Consider the following 22,432-nt stretch of genomic DNA (forward strand, 5'->3'; position numbering starts at 1 on the left):
GAATCCCATGCCCGCATCACGACACCGCCGCCACCTGGCGGCTGCGGCGACCGCCGCCGTCCTCGTCCTCAGCGCAACGGCGTGCGGCGGCTCGGGCGGCGCGAGCGACGACCCGAACGCCAAGACGACCATCACCTTCTGGCACGGCTGGAGCGCACCCAACGAGGTCAAGGCGATCAAGGACAACATCGCCGCCTTCGAGAAGGTCCACCCCAACATCACCGTCAAGGCAGTCAGCAACATCACCGACGACAAGATCAACCAGGCCCTGCGCGCGGGTGGGCCCAAGGCGCCGGACGTGGTGTCGTCGTTCACGACCGACAACGTCGGCGAGTTCTGCAGCTCGCACGCCTTCGTCGACCTCACGCCGTTCCTCAAGAAGTCCGGCATCGACCCCGCGGCGACGTTCCCCCAGGCACAGCTCGACTACACGCAGTACAAGGGAGACCAGTGCTCGCTGCCGCTGCTCAGTGACGCCTACGGGCTGTACTACAACAAGGCGATGTTCGCGAAGGCCGGCATCACCGCGCCGCCCAAGACCCTCTCCGAGTTCGACGCCGATGCCGTCAAGCTGACCAAGAGCAACGGTGACTCCTACTCCCAGCTCGGGTTCATGCCCGACTACCACTTCTACGAGTCCACGATCACTCACTTCGCGGCCCAGTTCGACCCGACGTACTTCTCCGAGGACGGCACGTCCACCGTGGCCGACGACCCGGGGCTCGAGGCGGCCTACGAGTGGCAGCGGAAGCTCGTCGACTCGCTGGGTGGCTTCCAGAAGCTCGAGAAGTACCGCGCCTCGTTCGGCGACGAGTTCGGAGCCAAGAACGCCTTCATGGCCGGCCAGGTCGCGATGCTCATCGACGGCGAGTGGCGCGGAGGCATGATCGACGACAGCAAGTCCGGCATCGACTACGCCACGGCGCCGTTCCCGGTGCCCGACGCCCTCGCCGACGAGTACGGCAAGGGCTACACGACCGGCACGATCGTGGGCATCGCGAGCACGAGCCAGAAGCAGAACGCGGCCTGGCAGTTCGTGAAGTTCCTGACGACTGACACCGATGCCGTGGTGAGCTTCGCCAACGCGATCCACAACGTGCCCTCGACGAAGGCTGCGCTGGCCTCGCCCAAGGTCGACCAGGACCCCAACTTCCAGACGTTCCTGAAGATCGCGCAGAACCCGCACAGCAACACCACGCCGTCCAGCCCGAACGGCGGCGCCTACCAGCTCACCCTGCAGAACGTCGGGTATGCCTACGAATCGGGCAAGAACGATGACCTGAAGGGGGCGCTGGACAAGGCCGCCAAGCAGATCGACACCGACATCGCCCAGGCCCAATGAGCCGTCCTGCGCGACCGGCAAGACACACGCTGCGCAACCTGGCGTTCTTGTCACCCTGGCTCGTGGGCACCGGGCTGTTCTTCCTCTACCCGCTGGTGGCGACGGCGTACCTCTCGTTCACGCACTACGACGGCTTCACGGCACCCACGTGGACGGGCCTGCGCAACTGGTCGTACGTCGTGCATCACTATCCGTTCTTCTGGCCGGCCATGCGCAACACGCTGTGGCTGGTGATCGTGATCGTGACCCTCCGGCTGCTGTTCGGACTCGCGGTCGGCATGCTCGTGATCCGGCTGAAGAGGGGAGGGGGCTTCTTCCGGACGCTGTACTACGCGCCGTACCTCGCTCCGCCGGTGGCGGGCACGATCGCCTTCGTCTTCCTGCTCAACCCGGGGACTGGTGCCGTCAACACAGTCCTCGGCCGGTTGGGGCTTCCCCAGCCGGGATGGTTCAACGACCCTGCCTGGTCCAAGCCGTCGCTGACGCTGCTGGCGCTGTGGTGCATCGGTGACCTGATGGTCATCTTCATGGCCTCGCTGCTCGACGTGCCCCGGGACCTGTACGAGGCCGCTGACCTGGACGGAGCCGGTGCGTTCGCGCGCTTCCGCTTCGTGACGCTGCCGTTCATCCAGCCGATCCTGGTCTTCGCCGCCGTCACGGGCGTGATCGCGATGATGCAGTACTACACCGAGCCGCAAGTTGCCGGGCAGGTCGCCAGTGGTCAGATCATCGGCTCGGGCACGCAGACCGAGCCCGGTTATCCGGACGGGTCCACGCTGACGCTCCCGCAGCTGGTCTACAACCTCGGCTTCCAGCGGTTCGACGTCGGTGCGGCCTGTGTCATCGCCCTCGTCCTCTTCGCCTTCTCCATGGTTTTCGCGGCGCTGCTGATGCGTCGCGGCTCGGGCTTCCTGGCGGAGGACTGAGGTGGCGGCCGTGAGCGCAGACCGACCGACGTACCGGTCACGCCCGATGCTGGGGTGGATCGCGGAGCACGCGGTGGCCGTCGGACTCGGGCTGTTGTTCGTGCTGCCGTTCGTCTTCGTGTTCCTGACCTCGGTGATGTCCGACCAGCAGACGTTGACCAAGGACCTGTGGCCGCAGACCTGGCAGTGGCACAACTACGTCGACGTCTGGCACACCGGCGGATTTGCGACCTGGTGGCGCAACACCATCCTCTACGCGACTCTGGGGACCGCGCTCACGCTGGTCTCCAGCATTCCGGTGGCCTACGCACTCGCCCACTTCCGCTTCCGTGGCCGCAAGCTCGCGATGATGGTCGTGGTGGCGACGATGATGCTGCCGCCACAGGTCGTGATCGTGCCGATGTACCTCTTCTGGGCCAAGGAGCTGCACCTGTCCGGCACCCTGTGGCCGTTGATCATCCCGCTGGCCTTCGGTGACGCCTTCTCCATCTTCCTGCTGCGTCAGTTCCTGCTGACCGTGCCACGCGAGTACATCGAGGCGGCCCGGATCGACGGCTGCAGCGACCTGGGCGCGATGCTGCGCATCGTGCTGCCGCTGTCACGACCTGCGATCGTGGCGGTGGGCCTGTTCCAGTTCTTCTACCTGTGGAACGACTACTTCGGGCCGCAGATCTACACGAGCGAGAACCCGGGGGCGTGGACCTTGAGCTATGGACTGGCATCGTTCAAGAGCGCACACCACACCAACTGGAACCTCACCATGGCAGCGACCCTGCTGGTGATGGCTCCGGTGATCGCGGTGTTCTTCCTGGCGCAGAAAGCCTTTATCGAAGGCGTCACACTCACGGGGGTGAAGGGATGAAGATCGCGGTAGTCGGCGGCGGGTCGACGTACACACCGGAGCTGGTCGACGGCATCGGCCGGATGCAGGCGGCGCTGCCGGTCGACGAGCTGGTGCTGATCGATCCGGCCGAGGACCGGCTCGCACTCATCGGTGCCCTCGGCCGACGGATGCTGCAGCGACACGACCACCCCGGCGTCCTGACCACGACGTCGGACCTCGACGCCGGTGTCGAGGGGGCGGACGCGGTGCTCCTCCAGCTCCGCGTCGGCGGACAGGCCGCGCGCGGGCAGGACGAGACCTGGCCGCTCGAGTGCGGGTGCGTGGGGCAGGAGACCACCGGGGCCGGAGGCCTGGCCAAGGCCCTGCGGACCGTCCCCGTGGTCCTGGACATCGCGTCGCGCGTGCAGAAGGCCAGCCCGGACGCGTGGATCGTCGACTTCACCAACCCGGTCGGCATCGTCACCCGGGCCCTCCTGGAGGCGGGGCACCGGGCGGTGGGGTTGTGCAACGTCGCCATCGGCTTCCAACGCCGCTTCGCCGGGATGCTGGGCGTCGAGCCGGAGCGGGTGCGGCTCGACCACGTCGGGCTCAACCACCTGACCTGGGAGCGACGCGTGCTCGTCGACGGCCGTGACCGGTTGCCCGAGCTGCTCGACGAGCACGTCCAGGACATCGCCGAGTCGCTCGAGCTCCCGGCGTGGCTGCTGCGCCAGCTGGGCGTGGTGCCGTCGTACTACCTGCGCTACTTCTACGCCCACGACGAGGTCGTCCGCGAGCTGATGGCCTCGCCCTCGCGCGCTGCCCGGGTGGCCGAGATCGAGCAGGAGCTGCTGCGGCAGTACGCCGACGAGCGGCTCGACACGAAGCCCGAGCTGCTCACCCAGCGCGGCGGGGCGTTCTACTCCGAGGCCGCCGTCGACCTGTGCGCCCGCCTGCTCGGCAGCTCGACGCAGGCCGAGGAGCAGGTGGTGAACGTCCGCAACGGTGACACGCTGCCCTTCCTGCCGGCCGACGCGGTCGTGGAGGTCCCGGCGAGGGTCGAGCCCGGAGTGGTGACACCACTACCCGTGGAGCCGCTCGCGCCGCTCTTCGCGGGGCTGGTGTCCGCGGTCACGGCCTACGAGCACCTGGCGCTCGATGCCGCGCTGCGTGGCGGCCGGGAGCGCGTCTTCGAGGCGTTGCTCGCGCACCCGCTCGTGGGGCAGGTCGAGCTCGCCGACGGGCTGACCGACCGGCTGCTCGCGCACAACAGGGACTACCTGCCATGGGCGTGACACCTGCCGTGCTGGCCGTCGACGCCGGCAACTCGAAGACGGACGTGGCGGTCGTGTCCGAGGACGGCGAGGTCCTCGGATCCTCCCGGGGACCCGGCTTCCTGCCGCACATCGTGCAGCCTGATACAGCGGTGGCGAGCCTGCACGTCCTGGTCGAGCAGGCGGCCGCCGATGCCGGCATCGCCGCGCCCACCGGCATGGTGCGCCACGTCTCCGCCTGCCTCGCCAACGTGGACCTGCCCGTCGAGCAACGGCTCCTGGAACAGGCCGTGGAGGCGCGGGCCTGGGGTGCGACGAGCGCGGTCTTCAACGACACCTACGCGCTGCTGCGCGCCGGACTGGAGGAACCGCAGGGTGTCGCCGTGATCTGCGGTGCTGGCATCAACTGCACCGGCCGCTCGCGCGACGGGCGCGAGGTCAGGTTCGCGGCGGTCGGGCACATCTCCGGAGACTGGGGTGGAGGCGGGTTCCTCTGGACCGAGGCGATGTGGTGGGCGGCACGGGCCGCCGACGGACGTGGCCCGCAGACCGCGCTGCGCGAGGCCCTACCGGCGCACTACGGACTCCCGACGATGGAGGCGCTCATCGAGGCGGTCCACCTCGGTCACCTGGCCCCGGAACGCTGCGTGGAGATGACGCCGTTGCTGTTCGACGTCGCTGCCGGCGGCGACCGCATCGCTGTCGACGTCGTACGACGCCAGGCGGCCGAGGTGGTCGCCCTCGCGAACGCGGCGCTGACCCGTCTGGATCTGCACGATGAGCCGACCCCCGTGGTTCTCGGAGGAGGCGTGCTCACGGCCGGGCACCGGATGCTCCTCGACGGCATCGACGAGGAGCTCGCCGCTTCGGCGCCGAAGGCCTTCACCCGGGTGGTCACCACTCCTCTCGTCCTCGGGGCCGCTCTGCTCGGGCTCGACCACGTCTCGGCGCCGGACAGCTCGAAGGAGCGCCTGCGCGAGAGCGTCGCGCCGGCGGGGGAGCGCTGATGGAGGTCGTCATCTGTCCCGACTCGGGTGCCGCCTCGGTCCTGGTGGCAGACGCCATCGAGCGACTGGCGCGTCGTACTCCCGACGCCGTGCTCGGCCTGGCCACCGGCTCCAGCCCCCTCGGTGTGTACGACGAGCTCGCCCGCCGCGTCCAGGCCGGCACCCTGACCCTGTCCCGCGCCCGGGCCTTCCTGCTCGACGAGTACGTCGGACTCCCTGAGGGACACCAGCAGAGCTACCGATCCGTGATCCACCGGGAGCTCGTCAGCCGGGTCGACCTCGATCCGGCCAACGTCCACGGGCCTGACGGCAACGCGACCGACGTGGCCCGGGAGTGCGCGGCCTACGAGGAAGCGATCGCGGGCGCCGGCGGTGTGGACCTCCAGCTGCTCGGCGTCGGCACCGACGGCCACCTTGCCTTCAACGAACCCGGGTCGTCGCTCGCGTCGCGCACCCGCATCAAGACCCTCACCACGCAGACCCGGCAGGACAACGCGCGGTTCTTCGGCGGAGATCCCGACGCCGTACCCCGCCACTGCCTGACGCAGGGCATCGGCACCATCCTCGAGGCGCGACACCTCGTGCTGATCGCGTCCGGTCCGGCCAAGGCCGAGGCGGTCCGCCAGCTGGCGGAAGGCCCGGTGTCGGCGAGCTGGCCCGCGACAGCGCTCCAGCTGCACCCCCACGCGACCGTGCTGGTGGACCCCGACGCGGCCTCGAGGCTGGACCGCCGCGACCAGTACGTCGAGACCTACGAGGCCAAGCCGGAGTGGCAGGGGCTGTAGTGAGTGACCGGTGTGGACGCTTGCGAGCAGGTGAGCTGGCGGACGTCATACGAAGTGGTCGTCATGGCGACCGGAACGTATGACGTCCTGCGCCACGCTGACCCACACCGTCTCTGGTTCGTCCGGGTCGGCAGATCGTGACCGGTGGTCCTCGGTGAATCCGTTCGCGGCGTAGAACTGAGCCGCATGTTCATTGCCGGCGACGTACTCCAGGGCGACGCGAGCCGTGTCGGGTGGGGCAATCCTGATGAGGTGGCTCAGCAGTGCGCGTCCGAGGCCGGTTCGCTGCGCTGCGGGGTGGACGTAGAGCTTCCAGATGACTGGTACGTCGCCGCGCGTGTCCAGGTTGCCGACACCGAGGATCCGTCCGTCTCGCTCGGCGACGACCAGCTGTGTTGTCGCGAGGCAGGTCGCGAGGGCCTCGGGGGTCCACCAGGTCTTCAGCCCGCGTTCGATGTAGGCGGGGCCGGCGAACGCGTAGGCCACGCGCCAGGCAGCCACACCTACCTGTTGCATCTCCGGGATGTCAGAGGTCGTTGCGGGTCGGATCCGGTTGGTGCTGCGGGGCTGCATGGCTGTCCTAGGCCCCGAGCAACGAGAAGGCAGGACTGGTGCTCCGCCGGGGTTGCACCGAGTAGCGACCGAAGCGGGCCCAGGCCACAGCGGCGCTCACCATGCCGAGCACGCCGGTGGCGATGCTGGTGCCGGGTTCACCGATCGAGATGTTGGTGAGGGTGGCGGCGACCATGGTGACGGTCAGGGCGGAGGCCGCCACGGGGGTGAGCACGGGCAAGACCCTGGTGGCAGCCGGCAGCACGAGACCGATCGCGCCGAGGATCTCGGCAGCGCCGGCGATGCGCAGCATGGCGACGGGAACGCCCTGGGCTGACTGGCGCAGGTCCTCGACGGAGACGAACAGCTTTCCGGCACCCGTCATCACGAACGCGGCGGCGAGTAGGACGGAGGTGATCCAGACGGTGGTTCTCATGGTGGCTCCTTGGGATGAGTGCTGCGAGAGGGAGAGGTGCTCATACCTCGACGGTCATGTCGAGGACGTTGCGGAAGTGTTCGTTGCCCCCACGGACGAGGACGTAGCGGTGCTGGACGTGTGCTTGGTAGACCGCCAAGTGGCCGGTCGGTGCGATGTCCTCGATGCCCACGCGTCGATCGAGTGGGAGGCGTGCGTTCAACGCCGCCAGTGCTGCGTGGATGGCGTCGGCCCCGGCGCGCTCGGCCTGCGCATCGAAGTACGCCGCCTCGGCGTGACCGACCTCGACACGTGAGTCGAAGACGGTGAGGGCGACCTGAGGCTGCTGCTCGATGTTGGACGAGTGCCGACTGTCGGGTGAAGAGAGCCAGACCAGGGTGTCGGCGTCCCTCGGTGCGAAGAAGACCGGTGTCGTCCACGGCCTGCCGGCCTCGTCGACCGATCCGATCACGAGGTACTTGTTGTGATCGAGGATCCGGTCGACCGAGGTGCGATCGGGCCTCGTCGAGCGCGTCATGCACGCACCTTGAAACGAAGGTGCAGGACCCCGTCACCCTGGATGACCACGTGAGGGTCCTCCAGCAGGTACTGGCGATCGATGCGACCGAAGTAGCGCCGACCCGAGCCGAAGACCACCGGCACGACGTCCATGGCCACTTCGTCGACGAGCCCTGCCGCCAGTGCCTGCGCACCCACGTCACCGGCGTTCACGGCAACGGTGCGGTCACCCGCGAGCTCCTTGGCCTTCGCAATCGCGGCCGCCACCTCGTCGAGGAAGTGGTAGGAGGCTTCGGGATGCCAGCCGGCCGGCTTGGGCCGGTGCGAGACCACGACGACGTGCTCGCCCGCCGGTGGGTCACCCTGCCAGCCGTCGACGAGGTCGAAGAGCCTGCGGCCCATCACGATCGTGCCCAGCGAGTCCCACACCTCCGCGACGTAGCGGGCAGATGCCCGGGAGACCCGGAAGTGGCTGCCCACACCTGAGTGGTCGAAGGAGGCCTGGTCGCTCGTGATCGGGGTGTCCCCGCCGAAGTACCACTCGTGCAAGGGGCCGGGTTGATCGTTCTCGTCGGCGATGAAGCCGTCGACCGAGACCACACTGTGCATGATCACTGTTCCCATCGAGTCCTCCGGGGGTTGAGGTGCGCATTCATACGTACCTGACATATACTGTTTGAACAGTGACGGTAGAGCAGAAAGAGGTGCCTGGTCAAGTGTTCATAGACAGGTATGCACAAGCGACTGGTGCCCGGGTCGCGTTGGCCTTGGTCAATGACCTGGTGATCACGCCCACGCAGCCGGCAGCAGAGATCCTCGAGCAGGTGTTTGCCTTCGACCCGGAGTCCGTTGCGGACCGCCCGGGCCAACGGGTCGAGGAGATGACGGCGCTCGCGCACCGCCTTCGCCACGTCATCGAAGCAATGCATGTCGGCGACGTCGACCTGGCCGCGAGCACGCTCAACGAGCTCTTGGCGGAAGCGCCGGCCGTTCCCCACCTGGTCCGGAGCGACGATGGGACGTGGAGCCTGCACCACCACCCTCAACGTGCCGACTTCGTCCTGGCGTGGACCTCCCTGTGCGCCGAGGCGATGGCTCTCCTCATCGGAGAAGGCCATGCAGATCGGGTGCATCTCTGCGCAGCCGAGGACTGCGGCAGGGCCTTCGTCGACACGACCAAGAACGGCACCCGAAGGTTCTGCTCGGAGCGGTGCCAGAACCGGGTGAAGGCCGCCGCACTCCGGCGACGTCGTGCCGCGCAAGCACAACGCTGAGGGTCCTCCTTCGGGTGTCCTCGACGATCAGCGCACGGCAGCGAGGGAGGTCGCCAACCGCTGGAACGCGGCCGCGTCGACGGTCGTGCCAGTACGACGGAGGGCGAGGACGCAGACCCCGAGAACGCCGTCAGCCACGACGTGGACCTCGGCCGCGCCACGGGCGCCGACGAGTCGGTCGACGAGCTTGTCGCCGCGGCCCAGGATGCCCCCGCCGAGCACCACCGGCCCGGAGACAGTGGGGGACCGGACAGCGTCGAGGGTCCGCTCGAGGGCGGCGGCGGCGGCGTCGAGGATGCGGTCCGCGGTCATGTCCCCGTCGACCTCGAACGCCAGGCGTGCGTGGTCGGCCAGCCGGACCGGCGGGCCGGCGTACAGCGCCCGGACCAGCGCCAGGATCGGCTCCCGGTCGGTCGGATCCGAGGGTGCGGCCACGCCGAGCCGCCCGAGCAGGAGCGGAGTGAGCTCCGTGGCCGGGCCGCGGCCGTCGAGGTCGGCCAGTGCGGCGCGTACGACGCGGTGGCCGATCCAGAAGCCGGAGCCCTCGTCGCCCAGCAGCCAACCCAGCCCGTCCGCGACAGCGACCTGTCGCCCCTGCTCCACCCGGATCGCGCCTGCACCGGTCCCGGAGATCACGGCGTACCCGTCGGCGCGATGGGTCCCCGAGAAGTACGTCGCCAGCAGGTCGGACTCGAAGACCACCGGCGCCTCGAGGCCCACGTCCGCGAGCCGCGAGCTGACCTCCGCCGAGACTGAGGGACTGCCCGCACCGGCCATCGCGAGCACGACCAACCGGGTCGCCGTGCTCGGGATCCTCGCCTTCTCGAGCGCGACACGGACGCTCTGCGCCACGGACGCAGCGGCTGTCTCCGGCCCGACGGCGACCGGGTTGCTGCTGCCGGCGACTGCGTAGCCCAGGCAGTGGCCGGCCGGGTCGAGGACCACGGTGCGGGTGCTGGTGCCGCCGGCGTCGACGGCGACCAGTCCGGTGAGCTGCTCGGTCATTCGTTACCTATTCGTGACTGTCGGGTGCTGGTGATCTGGATCACGATATGCAAATAGTTTTCCTCTAACCACTGACATCGCTGATAGGGATTTTCAGATGGCTGTTGCGGAGGGCCCCGCGGTCCATGCGCTGGCAGGCTACGGCGCCAGCAGCAGGATCCGTGCGGCCCTGCCGCAGATGCCCGGAGCCATGGCCAAGATCGGCACCCTCCTGCTCGAGGACCCGTCCCTTCCGTTGCGGCTCTCGATCACCGAGCTGGCCGCGCGAGCAGGTGCCTCGCCGGCGACGGTCACCCGGTTCTGCCGCGCGATCGACTACACCGGCTACCCCGCCCTGCGCGTGGGTGCCGCGGCCGAACAGGGTCGGTTGAGCGCCGACGAGACCTGGGACGCCGACATCGGGCGCGCGTTCCACCCGGGGGACACCGCGACCGAGGTGATGCACACGCTGGTGAACGCCCACACGGTGGCGCTCACCTCCACCGCGGACCGGCTCGACCCCGCGCTCGTCGGTCGGGTCGCGGACGCCGTCGCCCAGAGCTCCCACGTCGACATCTACGGCATCGGCGGCAGCGCCGGCATGGCCGTCGAGCTGCAGGCTCGCCTCTACCGGATCGGCATCAACGCGCACGCGTGGAGCGAGGTCCACGTCGGCCTCACCAGCGCCGCCCGGCTGGGCGACTCGAGCGTTGCCATCGCCTTCTCCAACACCGGTCGCACCGAGGCCACGATCGAGATGCTGGCCCTGGCGAAGTCGTCGGGTGCCTACGCCGTCGCGGTCACCAGCGACCCGAGCTCGCCGTTGGCGCAGCTCGCCGACGCCCACCTGATCAGCTACGCGCCGGGGGAGTACCTCCAGCCCGACGACCTGTCGGCCAAGCACGCCCAGCTCTTCGTGATCGACCTGCTCTACCTCCTCGCGGCCCAACGCGACTTCTCACGTACGACGAGCCTGCTGGCGGCCTCGGCAGCAGCCGTCGCCCCACATCGCCGCCCGCTTCGTACGCCGGCCCGGCCACGCACCTCGCCCTCGTCGAAAGGAACCGCCACGACATGAGCGCCCCACTTGCCGACTTCGCCACCGAGGTCCGCGACCGGCTCGACGCCCTCGACCAGGAGGTCCGCGCCGGCGGCCTCGACCCGGCCATCGAGCTGATCGTGTCCTCGATGCAGCGCGGCGGCGTCGTGCAGGTGTTCGGCACCGGCCACTCCCAGGCGTTCGCCATGGAGGTCGCAGGCCGTGCGGGCGGGCTCATCCCGACGCATGCGATCGTGCTGCGCGACGTCGTCCTGCGCGGCAACCGGGACGTCTCGGTGCTCGAGGGCGGCACGCTCGAACGTGACGAGTCGGTCGCCGACGAGCTCTACGAGCTGTACTCCTTCGACCCCGCCGACGTCTTCATGGTCGCCTCCAACTCCGGCGTCAACGGGTCGATCGTCGGACTCGCCCTGCGCGCCAAGGCCGACGGCCATCCCGTCATCGCGGTGACGAGCCTGGAGCACACCAACGCGGTCAGCCCCAAGCACAGCAGCGGCAAGCGGCTCTCGGAGATCGCCGACATCGTGATCGACAACCGGGCGCCGTACGGCGACGCGACGATCGACCTCGGCGACGGGCTCTCGGCCGGCGCCGTCTCCTCGATCACGGCGGCCTACATCGCCCAGCTCCTCACGCTCGGCACGGCTCAGCGACTCCGAGACGCGGGCGAGATCCCGCCGCTGTACATCTCGGCCAACGTTCCGGGAGGTGACGAGCACAACGACGCACTCAAGGCGCGGTACGGCGAGCGCATCGCCGGCCTCACCTGACCGCCACGTGCGGCAGCGCGCGCAGCAGGACACCCGTGAGAACCAAGCACCACCAGCAGGGACATCACGAAAGGCACCCGACGATGACTCAAGAAAAAGCACAACTCGACCGACGTAGCTTCCTCCGTGGCTCGCTCGCAGCAGCGGCACTCGTACCGCTCGCCGGCACGCTCGCCTCCTGCTCGTCCCCGAGCAGCGGAGGCGGCGGTGGCGGTGGCGGCACGAAGTCCGCGACCAACCCCTTCGGGCTCGCGAAGAGCTCGAGCGTGGATGCAGTGATCTTCAACGGCGGCTACGGCTACGACTACGTCAAGTACGCCGCCGACCAGGTCACCAAGCAGAAGGGCTTCTCGGGCGTCACCATCAAGGTGTCCCCGTCGACGCAGATCGCCCAGCAGCTGCAGCCGCGCTTCGTCGGCGGCACGCCGCCCGACCTGATCGACAACTCGGGTGCGAACGCCATCGGGTTCAACGTCATCGCGAAGCAGTGCGAGACACTGGACGACGTGTTCGAGGCCAACAACTACGAGGGCACCAAGATCTCCGACACGCTCTACCCGAACGTCAAGGTCCCCGGCACCTTCGACGGCAAGTTCATCGCGATGAACTACGTGATGACGGTCTACGGCGTCTGGTACTCCGCGTCGCTGTTCAAGCAGAACGGCTGGACCCCTCCGGCCACCTGGGACGACGCACTCGCCCTCGGCGCCAAGGCCAAGGCCAAGGGCAAGTACCTCTTCGTGTGGGGCAAGGAGGCGGCGACGTACTACCAGACGATGTCCGTCAACTCCGCCATCAAGGAGGGCGGCGACGAGGTCCGCCTCGCGCTGGAGAACCTCCAGCCGAAGTGCTGGTCGATGCCGCAGCTCCAGGACGTCTTCAAGGCCCTCGCCGAGATGGTGTCGAAGGAGTACTTCGTCCCCGGCGGTGCCGGCACCCAGTTCACCGCTGCCCAGGCGAAGTGGAGCAACGACGAACAGGCGATCCTCTACCCGTCCGGTGGCTGGATCGAGAACGAGATGAAGTCGGCGACGAAGTCGGGCTTCGAGATGACCGGCGCTCCCGAGCCGACGGTCTCGTCCAGCCCCAAGCTGCCCGCCGCGGGGCTCCGTGCCGCTGCCGGTGAGCCGTACGTCGTGCCGTCCCAGTCGAAGAACAGCGCCGGCGGCAAGGAGCTCCTGCGAGCGATGCTGTCGAAGGATGCCGCGACCAACTTCTCCAAGACGCGGCTGGCGCCGACGATCGTCAAGGGCCTGGTGCCCGATGACGGCTTCGGGTCGACGGCGCTGGTCTCGCAGACGAAGATGCTGAGCGCCGCCGGCAGCAACATCTTCAATTACCAGTTCGTCGACTACTACGGCATGAACACCGACCAGCTGGTGGTGTGGAACTCGTTCCTGTCCGGTCAGACCGATGTCGCCGGCCTCACCAAGGGGCTGCAGGGCATCACCGACAAGATCGCGAACGACTCGTCGGTGAAGAAGCTCAAGATCACGTGACCAGCGCCATGACGACGACGACCGGCGGCCGGCCTCGGCCGGTCGCCCGGTCGCGCCGGATGCCGAGCCTCGAACGGCTGAGCTTCATGGCGGTGTTCCTCGGGCTGCCGCTGGCGATCTTCCTCGTCTTCGTGATCTACCCGTTCGGCCAGGCGTTGTACTTCGCGATGACCGACTGGAACGGGTTCTCTCCGTCGTACAACTTCATCGGGCTGGACAACTTCACGAAGCTGTTCCACGACGACACCTTCATGAAGTCGTTGGGCAACAACATCCAGCTCGCGATCGTGGTGCCGCTCGTGACCATCGTGCTGGCACTCGCCATCGCGACGATGGTCACGGTGGGCGGTCCCACCAAGGGCAACATCCGCGGGATCCGCGGCTCCGGGTTCTACCGGATCGTGTCGTTCTTCCCCTACACCGTCCCGGCCATCGTCATCGGCCTCATCTGGGCGCAGGTGTACGACCCCTCGGCCGGTCTCCTCAACGCCACCCTCACCAAGATCGGCCTCAGCGGGTTCGAGGACTTCGCCTGGCTCGGCGACCCGCGTACGGCGATGCCCGCGTCCATGTTCGTGATCATCTGGAGCTTCGTCGGTTTCTACACGGTGCTGTTCGTCGCGGCCATCAAGGGGATCCCGGCGGAGATCTACGAGGCCGCTCGCATGGACGGCGCCGGCCGGTTCCGCACGGCCATCTCGGTGACCCTCCCGCTCGTCCGCGACAACGTGCAGACGGCGTACATCTATCTCGGGATCACGGCCCTCGATGCCTTCGTGTACATGCAAGCGCTGAACCCCAACGGCGGACCCGACAACACCACTCGGACGATGAGCCAGGAGCTCTTCAACACGGCGTTCCGGAAGGGCCAGTTCGGCTATGCCACGGCGATGGGCGTCGTGCTCGCGGTCGTGACGCTGCTGTTCGCCGCGATCGTGTTCGCGGCCAATCGGTTCACCGGAGGCGGCGAGCGGAGGCTGCGCCGATGAGCGCCGTCGCGGCAGACGAGAGCGTCGACACCGAGACGCGCAACGACCGGACCGGTGGCGACCTCGCTGTCGAAGCCACCTCGCACGTGCTCCTGGCGATCTGGACGCTCATCGTGATCGTCCCGTTCCTGTGGGTCGTGCTGTCCTCCTTCAAGACGACCAAGGAGATCCTGGCCTCACCGTTCTCACTGCCGGCGCACTGGAGCTTCGACAACTACGTCCACGCATGGACCGACGCCGGGATCCGGCAGTTCTTCCTGAACACCGTCATCGTGGTGGGTGTCGCCCTCGTGCTCGTCATGCTGCTGGGAGCGATGTGCGCCTACGTGCTCGCGCGGTTCCAGTTCCCCGGTGCGCGAGTCATCTACTACCTGATGCTCGCCGGGCTCACCTTCCCGATCTTCCTCGCGATCGTGCCGCTGTTCTTCGTCCTGAAGAACGTCGGGCTGCTCAACACCCTGCCGGGGCTGATCATGGTGTACGTCGCGTTCGCCCTCCCGTTCACGGTGTTCTTCCTCTATGCCTTCTTCAAGTCCCTGCCCGACGACGTCTACGAGGCGGCGCTGATGGACGGTGCGGGGGACTGGCGCACGTTCTTCCAGATCATGCTGCCGATGGCCCGGCCCGGGATGGCGACCGTCGCGATCTTCAACTTCCTGGGGCTGTGGAACCAGTTCCTGCTGCCGGTGGCCCTGAACACCGACATGAGCAAGTACGTCCTGACCCAGGGGATGGCGGAGTTCGCCTCGCAGGCGGGCTACGCCGTCGACTTCGGCGCGCTCTTCGCCGCAGTCGTCATCACGGTCGTGCCGGTGCTGATCGTCTTCCTGATCTTCCAGCGTCGGCTGGAGGGGTCGGTGTCCCAGGGAACGTTCCGATGAGGTCCGCTGTCCTCGGGCCGGCCCCATGACGGTTGGCGAGGGGCTCGCACTCGCCGTCGACGTCGGCGGCACGACCATCAAGGCGGAACTGGTCGACCACGCGGGGACGGTGGTGGCGGCCGAGCAACGTCCTACACCACCGGGGCAACGAGCCCTGGAGGCGATCACCGAGGTGGGTCACACCCTGCTTGCACAACGGTCCGGCGCATCCGTGGTCGGCGCGGGCGTCGTGGTCCCGGGCCTGGTCAACCGCGAGACCGGCGTCGCGACGTACAGCGCCAACATCGGGTGGCGCGACCTCGAGCTCGTCCGCGCACTCGGGGCCGAGTGGCAGCTGCCGGTGCGGATCGCCAACGACGTCGCCGCCGGCGGCGTGGCCGAGCACCGGCTCGGCGCGGGTGTCGGCACCCAGGACCTGGTCTTCATGCCCATCGGCACCGGAATCGCCGCATCCATCGTCTCCGGCGGGCATCTGCTGACCGGGCACTGCGGCGAGACGGCGGAGATCGGGCACCTCGTCGTCCGGCCCGGCGTCCGGTGCGCGTGCGGTCGTGACGGCTGCCTCGAAGCCGTCGCCTCCGCGGCGGCGATCGCGCGCCGCTACACGGGTCTGAGCGGGAACGACGTCACGGGCGCGCACGACGTGGCCGCGCGGCTGGACGCGGACGCCGTCGCACGGCAGGTCTGGCAGGACGCGGTGGACGCCCTCGCGGACGCGCTCGACATCCTCTCCCTGCTCGTCAGCCCGGCCCGGGTGGTGATCGGCGGGGGACTCAGCCGCGCCGGCGAAGCGCTGCTGACCCCACTGCGGGTCGCGCTGCACCAGCGGGTCGCCATCGTCCATCCCGCCGAGCTGACCACGTCGACCCTCGGTGACCGGGGTGGCGTGATCGGTGCGGCGCTCCTGGCCCGCGACGGATGGGCGCCCGAGTCATGACCGCGGCGGCGCTGGCCGGGCGGCTCGTGACGACCGCCGGGATCCTGGACGAGGGCGTGCTCGAGGTGCGCCCCGACGGCACGATCGGGTACGTCGGTCCGGCGTCCGGTTGGTCGGGACCGGCCCCGGAACCGGTCGACACGGTCGCGCCCGGGTACGTCGACATCCACTGCCACGGCGGCGGGAGCCACACCGTCACCTCGGGCGACACGGTCGAGGTCGCCGCCGTCGGAGCGCACCATCTCTCCCGCGGCACCACGACGATGCTGGCCAGTCTGGTGAGCGCGCCGGCCCCCGAGCTGTTCGCCGCGATCAGGGCGATCGCCTCGGTGGCGGCGACGGGATCCTCGGTCGTGGGGTGCCATGTCGAAGGACCCTTCCTGGACCTGGAGCACCGGGGTGCACACGATCCCGCCCACCTGCGCCTACCCGGGACCGACGAGATCGCCGACTGGCTGGCGGCCGGGGTCGACGACGCCGGGCGTCCGACCGTCCGGATGGTGACGCTCGCCCCCGAGCTGCCCGGCGCGGTCGCCGCCGCCGAGCTCCTCGAGCGTTCCGGCGTGCTCGTGGGTCTCGGCCACACCGGAGCCGACGCCCGCGCCTTCGGCGAGGCCCTGCGATCACTCGACAAGCCCCTGGTCACCCATCTGTTCAACGGCATGGAGCCCCTGCACCATCGCCGGCCGGGCCCGGTCGCCGCCTCCCTGGACGCCCTGGCCCGCGGAGCAGCGCACGTGGAGCTCATCGCGGACGGCGTGCACGTCGCCGACGAGACGGCGCACCTGGTGTTCGCCGTGGACCCCGGGCGGCACGTCGTGCTCGTCAGCGACGCGATGGTGGCTGCCGGGATGCCCGACGGTGACTTCGAGCTCGGGTCGGTGCGGGTGCGGGTCGCGGACGGCCGGGCGTGGACGCGGACCGACCCGCCGTCGCTCGCGGGAGGTACGGCGCACGCCGCCGACCTGGTCCGCCGCTGCGTGGTCCACGCCGGCGTCGATCCCGTCGCCGCTGTGGCTGCGGCGACCTCCACGCCCGCAGCCCTGCTCGGCCTGGACGACCGCGGCAGCCTGGAGACCGGGTTGCGAGCGGACCTCGTGGTGCTCGACCGCGACTGGCGGGTCCGCCGGGTGATGCGTGGAGGTGACTGGATCCGATGATCCAGCAACCCGGCGAGGCTCTCGTCGCCGTCAGCCCGGACGAGGGGCCCTCGGTGCTGCTGACCTACGACGACGGCCCTGACCCCGAGAGCACCCCCGCGGTCCTGCGCGAGCTCGCCGCGGCCGGCGCCCGGGCCACCTTCTTCGTGCTCGGCACGCGCGTGAGGCTCTACCCCGACGTGTTCAGGTCGGTCGTCGCCGAGGGCCACGAGATCGGCCTGCACGGCGCCGACCACCGTCGTGTCGACCAGGTACCGGAGGCGGAGTTCGCGAGCGGCCTGGTCGAGACCAAGGACCTGCTCGAGCAGGTCATCCAGCGCCCGGTGGTCTGGTACCGGCCGCCGTACGGACGGTTCACGCTGTCGGCCTGGGCAGCCGTGCACGACGTGGGCCTGACCACCGCATGCTGGACCTGCGACATCCGGGACTGGCTCGACGTGCCCCTCGAAGAGCACCTGGCTGCGCTGGACGCGGTCACGCGCGCCGGCGAGATCGTCCTGTCCCATGATGCGTACGCCGACAAGCGCGACCTGGTCGACGACGGCCCGCCACCGCCGGTCGACCGGGCGCTGCTGGCTCGGGCCGTTCTCGAGCGGATCTCCTCAGCCGACTGTGCCCAGCCGACCCTCTCGGAGGCGATGGCGCACGGCACCCCGGTGGGGCGACCGTGGGTCGAGGACGCGACTACGTAGACGAGCCCACGTGTGCTCGTCTCCGTAGCACTCGCGGTGGGCCCGCGTCCGCCTCGACGGCGTCCCACAGGGGGGCCACCCCGCGTCCACTCGTGATGAGGCACGCGAGATGGCCCCAGCCGCAACCGCCGTGGAGGACCTCGTGGGGGGCAGATGCCCCGCCTCCCGAACGGAAGGGCCGACGGTCCAGAGCCGAGGTCCAGAGCCTCTGGCCGTCAGGACACAAGCTCCGCTTCTTGACGCTGCGTCCTACCCCCCAGCATGGCACCGAACCGAGAGCCGGAACCCGCGGTCCGCCGACTTTCTCCCGGGAATTCGCCGGGGTGGGGCCGATGCCCCGCGGCCGGCCGCCTCTGCGGGACGGCTCAGGCGACTGGACGGGCGTTCACGTCGTCTACTGGGTGCTCGTGCGCCGGCTGCTCAGCTCGATGGTCTGGCCGCGCTCGACGGTGCTCACCGTCGAGCCCAGGCCCTCACGCTCCGCCCGTTGCAGGAAGGCGGACAACGGGCTGCGGAAGACGCGGTAGTCGTCGTAGTGGACCGGCACGGCCTGGCGCGGCCGGACCCGCGTGAGGAAGTCGACGCCCTGGGCGTCGTCCATCGTCACGGTGTGGAAGAGCACGCGCGTGCCCCCGAGATGCACGACGGCGGCATCGATGTCCGGATGCCGAGCGGCGATCTCGTCGACGTGTGCTCCGGTGAGGGTGTCTCCACTGAGGTAGATCCGGGCGCTGAGGCGATCCCCGACCCGGTGCTCGAGCAACGAGCCCATCACGGGAGGCAGCAGTGCGCCCATCAGGCCGCGGGCATGGATCGCGGGCAGGGCGTGGACGGTCAACGAGTCCTTCCCTCGGTACAGGGTCTCGCTCGACCAGGTCTCGAGCCCGCGCGTCTCGAAGCCCCATCTGTGCAGGCGCCTTGCAGCCGGTGGCGTGGTGATGATCGGCTGCGATCGCTCCAGCCCGCGGCGCGCCACCCGGTCGAAATGGTCGCCGTGGAGGTGGGAGAGCACGATCGCGTCGAGCGGTGGCAGGTCCTCCGGTTGCAGGCTGGGTTCGGTCAGCCGCCTGCTCCACAGGCCCTTCCCGAGGTAGGCGCGTTGGCCACGGTGCAGGAAGTTGGGGTCCGTGAGCACCGTGAACTCGCCGAGCCGCAGCAGGGTTGTGGCCGTCCCGACGAAGGTCAGCGAGGGCACCGGTCCCACCTCGCGGTCGGTGGTGCGCTGGTCATTGGGGCGAGGTGTTGTCCGTGCCACCCAGCTGGGCCAGGAGCTCGTGAGCGCGGTGGGCACGGGCCTGGTCCTGGTCCATGACCTCCCGGAAGAACGAGGCGATGTCATCCGTCCCGGCGTTCTCGGCGTCGCGCACGTACTGGCCGTAGTCGTGGCCCGCCTTCAGCGCGTGGTACTGCACCGAGATCAGGTCGAAGGTCACGTCGTCGAAGCCGGTCTCTCCTGTTGCCATGGTGTCTCCTTCGATGGGGGTCGAGACACCCCCGCTACCCGGACGACGAGGTCGCATGCGCCCGCGCCGGAGATCGACCGTGCGCTCGCCACCGTTCCCGCGCTGCCGGCAATCGACATCCGGCGACGAGGCGTCGCCCTACGGGGCGGGCGCACCCTCCAGCTCGTCGACCAGGGCCAGGCCACGGTCGGCCCACGCGACCTCGGCTCGCGCCTGGTCGATCAGGCCGTCGTAGGCGAACACCTTGTAGCGGACGATGCGCTCGTGCTGGTCGGGGGAGTGCCTGGCCAGGCGGTGGGCCAAGGTCGGGTGGGTCCGGTCGACGAGGGTCTGCCGGGTGCGCTCGAGGAGGTCGAGGTGCGCTGTCCAGTAGTCGTGGTGCTGGCGCAGCTGGGAGCGGGCGGCATCGGCGTCGGCCCACTCGAGATAGGCGGCCTTGAGGTACGCCGGGTCCCGCTGCCGCCTGATCTCCAGGGGCGAGTTGATCCACTCGCGGAACGCCGCCAGTCCGGCGTCGGTGACGTGGTACTCCTTCTTGGTCCCCTTCGGCCCCCAGGCGACCGGCACCGACTCCAGCAGCCCGTCGCGCTCCATCCGGTTCAGCTCGGGATAGATCTGCGAGTCCGGGGCGTGCCAGACGTGGGCCACCGACTGGCTGAACTGCTTGGACAGGTCGTAGCCGGTCATCGGGCGCGAGCCGAGCAGCGCCAGCAGTGCGAAACGGAGCGACATCGCCACCTCCTCCGGAGCAATCTGGGCTCGACCCTAGCCAATGACTATGGAGATAGGTAGTGTGACGCGCCTAATACCTATCTGCATAGGGAGTGAAGATGACCCTCACCCGCCCCGGCACCGACGCCCGTAGCCGGGCCACCTCCCAGACCACCTCCCAGGCCACCTCCCTGCGGCCCGGGGACCGCGTGGCCGACAACCCCGTGGATCCGAGCGCCCCGGCGTCGGCGACCAGCAAGATCTTCGCCTCGCCGCTGAACGCGTGGTACGTCGCGGCGTGGGACCACGAGGTCACCTCCCGGGAGCCGCTGGCCCGCACCGTGGCCGGGCGACCACTGGCCCTGTGGCGCACCGCGGACGGACGGGTCTCCGCCCTGGCCGACGCCTGCTGGCACCGGCTGGCCCCGCTGTCGAAGGGAAAGATCCTCGGCGAGGAGCTGCAGTGCCCCTACCACGGCCTGCGCTACAACCGGGCCGGACGGTGCACCTCGATGCCGGCCCAGGAGACGGTGAACCCGAGCGCCACCGTGCCCGCGTTCCCGGTCGTCGAGCGGCACCGCTTCCTCTGGGTCTGGCTGGGCGACCCCGACCTCGCCGACCCCGACCTGGTCCCCGACATGCACCAGATGGACTCACCCGACTGGGCGGGCGACGGCGAGACGATCCAGGCGGGCTGCAACTACCAGCTCGTGCTCGACAACCTGATGGACCTCACCCACGAGGAGTTCGTGCACTCCTCGAGCATCGGACAGGACGAGCTCTCGGAGTCCGAGTTCGAGGTCACCCACGACGAGCGGCACGTGACCGTGAGCCGCTGGATGCGCGACATCGAGCCGCCACCGTTCTGGCTCAAGAACATGCGGGACAAGTTCCCCGACTTCGAGGGACGCGTGGACCGCTGGCAGATCATCCACTTCGAGGCGCCCTCGACCATCTGCATCGACGTCGGCGTCGCCAAGGCCGGCACCGGCGCACCCGAGGGTGACCGCAGCCAGGGCGTCAACGGCTACGTGATGAACACGATCACGCCCGAGACCGAGCGGACCTGTCACTACTTCTGGGCCTTCATGCGCAACTACCGCCTGGAGAGCCAGACCATCACCACCCAGCTGCGCGACGGGGTGCACGGCGTCTTCGGTGAGGACGAGGAGATGCTGATCGCCCAGCAGGGCGCCATCGACGCCAACCCCGACTACGAGTTCTACAGCCTGAACATCGATGCCGGCGGGATGTGGGTGCGCCGCATCCTGGACCGGATGCTGCAGGCCGAAGGGCGCTCCGCGGACGCCCGGGTCCGGGACTGAGCGATGGCGGCCCAGTCGACCCTGCGCTGGCAGCAGGCCGAGGTGGTCGAGGCGAGCGACGTCGCGGACGGCGTACGCCGCATCGTGCTCGCGCCCGAACGCCCCCGGCCGGCCACGCCGGGCTCCCACCTCGACGTCGAGGTGAGCCACCAGGGACGGACCATCCGGCGCTCCTACTCGATCGTGCGCTCGGAGGACGAGGGGCGGCGCTGGACCGTCAGCGTCCAGCTGGCCCCCGCCTCTCGCGGCGGCTCGCGGGCGATGCACGCGCTGGCGGAGGGTGCTCGGATCCGGGTCTCCGACCCGTTGCAGAACTTCCCGCTGGGCGTCGGCGCCTCGCGCTACCTGCTGGTCGCGGGCGGCATCGGGGTGACCGCGCTGGTCGCCATGGCAACGGCGTTGCGCCGCCGCGGGGCCGACTACTCCCTCGTGCTCGTGGGACGGTCGCGCGCGGTGATGGCCTACCTCGACGACCTCACCGTCGAGCACGGCGACCGGGTCCGGGTGCACGTGGACGACGAAGCCACCGGGCTGGACGTCGGCTCCCTGGTCGACGAGGTGGCGAGCTCGGACCTGGCGACCGACACCGAGCTCTACATGTGCGGCCCGATCCGGCTGATGGATGCCGTTCGCCGCGAGTGGGCCGGGCGTCGGCTGCCGATGCCCAACGTGAGGTTCGAGACCTTCGGCAACAGTGGCGCCTGGGCTCCCGAGAGGTTCCGGGTCTCCATCCCGTCGCTCGACCGCGAGGTCGTGGTGGACGAGGACGCCTCCATGCTCGAGGCACTGGAGGCCGCGGGCGTCGACGTGATGTGGGACTGCCGCAAGGGCGAGTGCGGGTTGTGCACGGTGCGCGTGCTCGAGTGTGACGGTCGGATCGACCACCGCGACGTGTTCCTCAGCGACGAGCAGAAGCAGCGCGACACCTCCCTGTGCTCCTGCGTGTCCCGGGTCGCTGCCGGTGACCAGCAGGCCGCGTCCGACGGGTGCCGCACCCTGGTCATCGACCGTCCCTGAGCTCGGACAGGAGGGCACGACCCTGAC

Annotated in this window: 25 protein-coding genes; 17 read left to right on the forward strand and 8 right to left on the reverse strand. The window is 69.3% G+C overall.

All coding sequences use genetic code 11. From position 1 onward, the window contains the following. Positions 1–7: 7 nt before the first annotated feature. Genes H976_RS0115320 through nagB form a run of 6 tightly spaced genes read left to right on the forward strand, consistent with a single transcriptional unit; the run spans position 8 to position 6,157 of the window. On the forward strand, positions 8–1,342 hold the full coding sequence (locus H976_RS0115320; RefSeq protein ID WP_027862266.1) for an ABC transporter substrate-binding protein: 1,335 nt from the start codon (positions 8–10) through the stop codon (positions 1,340–1,342). 47 nt (positions 1,343–1,389) lie between these two features. Next, positions 1,390–2,268 (forward strand): carbohydrate ABC transporter permease, encoded by an 879-nt coding sequence (locus H976_RS0115325; RefSeq protein WP_231388956.1) that lies wholly within the window; start codon positions 1,390–1,392, stop codon positions 2,266–2,268. Between the two features lie 10 nt (positions 2,269–2,278). Then, positions 2,279–3,130 (forward strand): carbohydrate ABC transporter permease, encoded by an 852-nt coding sequence (locus tag H976_RS0115330; RefSeq protein ID WP_231388957.1) that lies wholly within the window; start codon positions 2,279–2,281, stop codon positions 3,128–3,130. Beyond that, positions 3,127–4,386 (forward strand): 6-phospho-beta-glucosidase, encoded by a 1,260-nt coding sequence (locus H976_RS0115335; RefSeq protein WP_027862269.1) that lies wholly within the window; start codon positions 3,127–3,129, stop codon positions 4,384–4,386. The genes H976_RS0115330 and H976_RS0115335 overlap by 4 nt, the downstream gene beginning before the upstream one ends. Further along, complete coding sequence (locus tag H976_RS0115340; protein ID WP_027862270.1) at positions 4,377–5,372, forward strand: N-acetylglucosamine kinase; 996 nt, start codon at positions 4,377–4,379, stop codon at positions 5,370–5,372. The genes H976_RS0115335 and H976_RS0115340 overlap by 10 nt, the downstream gene beginning before the upstream one ends. Next, the gene (gene nagB / locus H976_RS0115345) at positions 5,372–6,157 is read left to right on the forward strand and encodes a glucosamine-6-phosphate deaminase (RefSeq protein ID WP_027862271.1); all 786 of its coding nucleotides are present in this window, start codon (positions 5,372–5,374) and stop codon (positions 6,155–6,157) included. Before H976_RS0115340 ends, nagB begins: the two co-directional genes overlap by 1 nt. Before the next feature lie 45 nt (positions 6,158–6,202). Here the strand turns inward: nagB and H976_RS28925 are convergent, their stop codons facing one another. Genes H976_RS28925 through H976_RS0115365 form a run of 4 tightly spaced genes read right to left on the reverse strand, consistent with a single transcriptional unit; the run spans position 6,203 to position 8,267 of the window. Continuing rightward, positions 6,203–6,730 (reverse strand): GNAT family N-acetyltransferase, encoded by a 528-nt coding sequence (locus H976_RS28925; RefSeq protein ID WP_081682943.1) that lies wholly within the window; start codon positions 6,728–6,730, stop codon positions 6,203–6,205. A 7-nt stretch (positions 6,731–6,737) separates the two neighbouring features. Beyond that, positions 6,738–7,145, reverse strand: coding sequence for a DoxX family protein (locus H976_RS26595; RefSeq protein WP_051276886.1), 408 nt, complete (start codon positions 7,143–7,145; stop codon positions 6,738–6,740). Between the two features lie 40 nt (positions 7,146–7,185). Next, positions 7,186–7,662, reverse strand: coding sequence for a pyridoxamine 5'-phosphate oxidase family protein (locus tag H976_RS28930; protein WP_051276887.1), 477 nt, complete (start codon positions 7,660–7,662; stop codon positions 7,186–7,188). Further along, positions 7,659–8,267 (reverse strand): dihydrofolate reductase family protein, encoded by a 609-nt coding sequence (locus H976_RS0115365; protein ID WP_027862272.1) that lies wholly within the window; start codon positions 8,265–8,267, stop codon positions 7,659–7,661. The genes H976_RS28930 and H976_RS0115365 overlap by 4 nt, the downstream gene beginning before the upstream one ends. Positions 8,268–8,326: 59 nt before the next feature. On the opposite strand from H976_RS0115365, the gene H976_RS0115370 reads away from it, so the two are divergent. Then, positions 8,327–8,917, forward strand: coding sequence for a CGNR zinc finger domain-containing protein (locus H976_RS0115370; RefSeq protein ID WP_027862273.1), 591 nt, complete (start codon positions 8,327–8,329; stop codon positions 8,915–8,917). 27 nt (positions 8,918–8,944) lie between these two features. On the opposite strand, the gene H976_RS26605 is transcribed toward H976_RS0115370, so the two are convergent. Continuing rightward, complete coding sequence (locus H976_RS26605; RefSeq protein ID WP_051276889.1) at positions 8,945–9,922, reverse strand: N-acetylglucosamine kinase; 978 nt, start codon at positions 9,920–9,922, stop codon at positions 8,945–8,947. 97 nt (positions 9,923–10,019) lie between these two features. On the opposite strand from H976_RS26605, the gene H976_RS26610 reads away from it, so the two are divergent. From H976_RS26610 to H976_RS26615, 8 genes are all read left to right on the forward strand, one after another. Continuing rightward, entirely contained in the window at positions 10,020–10,979 is a 960-nt protein-coding gene (locus tag H976_RS26610) for a MurR/RpiR family transcriptional regulator (protein ID WP_051276890.1), read from the forward strand. Further along, positions 10,976–11,731, forward strand: a complete 756-nt coding sequence (locus H976_RS0115385) for a sugar isomerase domain-containing protein (RefSeq protein WP_027862274.1) — start codon at positions 10,976–10,978, stop codon at positions 11,729–11,731. Before H976_RS26610 ends, H976_RS0115385 begins: the two co-directional genes overlap by 4 nt. Positions 11,732–11,814: 83 nt before the next feature. Next, entirely contained in the window at positions 11,815–13,230 is a 1,416-nt protein-coding gene (gene ngcE, locus H976_RS0115390) for an N-acetylglucosamine/diacetylchitobiose ABC transporter substrate-binding protein (RefSeq protein ID WP_027862275.1), read from the forward strand. After that, a complete protein-coding gene (locus H976_RS0115395; protein ID WP_027862276.1) occupies positions 13,227–14,219 on the forward strand; it encodes a carbohydrate ABC transporter permease in 993 nt (330 codons plus the stop codon). Before ngcE ends, H976_RS0115395 begins: the two co-directional genes overlap by 4 nt. Continuing rightward, positions 14,216–15,100, forward strand: coding sequence for a carbohydrate ABC transporter permease (locus tag H976_RS0115400; protein ID WP_027862277.1), 885 nt, complete (start codon positions 14,216–14,218; stop codon positions 15,098–15,100). Before H976_RS0115395 ends, H976_RS0115400 begins: the two co-directional genes overlap by 4 nt. A gap of 25 nt (positions 15,101–15,125) precedes the next feature. Beyond that, positions 15,126–16,037 carry an ROK family protein gene (locus tag H976_RS0115405; protein ID WP_027862278.1) on the forward strand — a complete coding sequence of 304 codons (912 nt, stop codon included), beginning with the start codon at positions 15,126–15,128 and terminating at the stop codon, positions 16,035–16,037. Continuing rightward, on the forward strand, positions 16,034–17,197 hold the full coding sequence (locus tag H976_RS0115410) for an N-acetylglucosamine-6-phosphate deacetylase (RefSeq protein ID WP_036226805.1): 1,164 nt from the start codon (positions 16,034–16,036) through the stop codon (positions 17,195–17,197). Before H976_RS0115405 ends, H976_RS0115410 begins: the two co-directional genes overlap by 4 nt. After that, the gene (locus tag H976_RS26615; protein ID WP_051276891.1) at positions 17,194–17,889 is read left to right on the forward strand and encodes a polysaccharide deacetylase family protein; all 696 of its coding nucleotides are present in this window, start codon (positions 17,194–17,196) and stop codon (positions 17,887–17,889) included. The genes H976_RS0115410 and H976_RS26615 overlap by 4 nt, the downstream gene beginning before the upstream one ends. 394 nt (positions 17,890–18,283) lie before the next feature. On the opposite strand, the gene H976_RS0115420 is transcribed toward H976_RS26615, so the two are convergent. From H976_RS0115420 to H976_RS0115430, 3 genes are all read right to left on the reverse strand, one after another. Then, positions 18,284–19,084: an MBL fold metallo-hydrolase gene (locus H976_RS0115420; protein WP_036226808.1), complete on the reverse strand. Its 801-nt coding sequence runs from the start codon at positions 19,082–19,084 to the stop codon at positions 18,284–18,286. A gap of 31 nt (positions 19,085–19,115) precedes the next feature. After that, on the reverse strand, positions 19,116–19,352 hold the full coding sequence (locus tag H976_RS0115425; protein ID WP_027862281.1) for a hypothetical protein: 237 nt from the start codon (positions 19,350–19,352) through the stop codon (positions 19,116–19,118). A 138-nt stretch (positions 19,353–19,490) separates the two neighbouring features. Further along, entirely contained in the window at positions 19,491–20,084 is a 594-nt protein-coding gene (locus H976_RS0115430; protein ID WP_027862282.1) for a PadR family transcriptional regulator, read from the reverse strand. Positions 20,085–20,182: 98 nt separating this feature from the next. On the opposite strand from H976_RS0115430, the gene H976_RS0115435 reads away from it, so the two are divergent. Beyond that, positions 20,183–21,388 (forward strand): aromatic ring-hydroxylating dioxygenase subunit alpha, encoded by a 1,206-nt coding sequence (locus tag H976_RS0115435; RefSeq protein WP_081682945.1) that lies wholly within the window; start codon positions 20,183–20,185, stop codon positions 21,386–21,388. A 3-nt stretch (positions 21,389–21,391) separates the two neighbouring features. Continuing rightward, positions 21,392–22,405, forward strand: coding sequence for a PDR/VanB family oxidoreductase (locus tag H976_RS26620; RefSeq protein ID WP_051276892.1), 1,014 nt, complete (start codon positions 21,392–21,394; stop codon positions 22,403–22,405). The last annotated feature ends 27 nt before the right edge of the window (positions 22,406–22,432 follow it).

The sequence above is a fragment of the Marmoricola sp. URHB0036 genome (assembly GCF_000426045.1).
GTDB lineage: Bacteria > Actinomycetota > Actinomycetes > Propionibacteriales > Nocardioidaceae > Marmoricola.

Coding starts and splice junctions, on each gene's coding strand:
- H976_RS0115335 (WP_027862269.1), top strand. CDS start 3,127: ATGAAGATCGCGGTAGTCGGCGGCGGGTCGACGTACACACCGGAGCTG.
- H976_RS0115425 (WP_027862281.1), bottom strand. CDS start 19,352: ATGGCAACAGGAGAGACCGGCTTCGACGACGTGACCTTCGACCTGATC.
- H976_RS26595 (WP_051276886.1), bottom strand. CDS start 7,145: ATGAGAACCACCGTCTGGATCACCTCCGTCCTACTCGCCGCCGCGTTC.
- H976_RS0115405 (WP_027862278.1), top strand. CDS start 15,126: ATGACGGTTGGCGAGGGGCTCGCACTCGCCGTCGACGTCGGCGGCACG.
- H976_RS0115400 (WP_027862277.1), top strand. CDS start 14,216: ATGAGCGCCGTCGCGGCAGACGAGAGCGTCGACACCGAGACGCGCAAC.
- H976_RS0115430 (WP_027862282.1), bottom strand. CDS start 20,084: ATGTCGCTCCGTTTCGCACTGCTGGCGCTGCTCGGCTCGCGCCCGATG.
- ngcE (WP_027862275.1), top strand. CDS start 11,815: ATGACTCAAGAAAAAGCACAACTCGACCGACGTAGCTTCCTCCGTGGC.
- H976_RS26620 (WP_051276892.1), top strand. CDS start 21,392: ATGGCGGCCCAGTCGACCCTGCGCTGGCAGCAGGCCGAGGTGGTCGAG.
- H976_RS0115385 (WP_027862274.1), top strand. CDS start 10,976: ATGAGCGCCCCACTTGCCGACTTCGCCACCGAGGTCCGCGACCGGCTC.
- H976_RS26610 (WP_051276890.1), top strand. CDS start 10,020: ATGGCTGTTGCGGAGGGCCCCGCGGTCCATGCGCTGGCAGGCTACGGC.
- H976_RS28925 (WP_081682943.1), bottom strand. CDS start 6,730: ATGCAGCCCCGCAGCACCAACCGGATCCGACCCGCAACGACCTCTGAC.
- H976_RS0115365 (WP_027862272.1), bottom strand. CDS start 8,267: ATGGGAACAGTGATCATGCACAGTGTGGTCTCGGTCGACGGCTTCATC.
- nagB (WP_027862271.1), top strand. CDS start 5,372: ATGGAGGTCGTCATCTGTCCCGACTCGGGTGCCGCCTCGGTCCTGGTG.
- H976_RS28930 (WP_051276887.1), bottom strand. CDS start 7,662: ATGACGCGCTCGACGAGGCCCGATCGCACCTCGGTCGACCGGATCCTC.
- H976_RS0115320 (WP_027862266.1), top strand. CDS start 8: ATGCCCGCATCACGACACCGCCGCCACCTGGCGGCTGCGGCGACCGCC.
- H976_RS0115340 (WP_027862270.1), top strand. CDS start 4,377: ATGGGCGTGACACCTGCCGTGCTGGCCGTCGACGCCGGCAACTCGAAG.
- H976_RS0115410 (WP_036226805.1), top strand. CDS start 16,034: ATGACCGCGGCGGCGCTGGCCGGGCGGCTCGTGACGACCGCCGGGATC.
- H976_RS0115435 (WP_081682945.1), top strand. CDS start 20,183: ATGACCCTCACCCGCCCCGGCACCGACGCCCGTAGCCGGGCCACCTCC.
- H976_RS26615 (WP_051276891.1), top strand. CDS start 17,194: ATGATCCAGCAACCCGGCGAGGCTCTCGTCGCCGTCAGCCCGGACGAG.
- H976_RS26605 (WP_051276889.1), bottom strand. CDS start 9,922: ATGACCGAGCAGCTCACCGGACTGGTCGCCGTCGACGCCGGCGGCACC.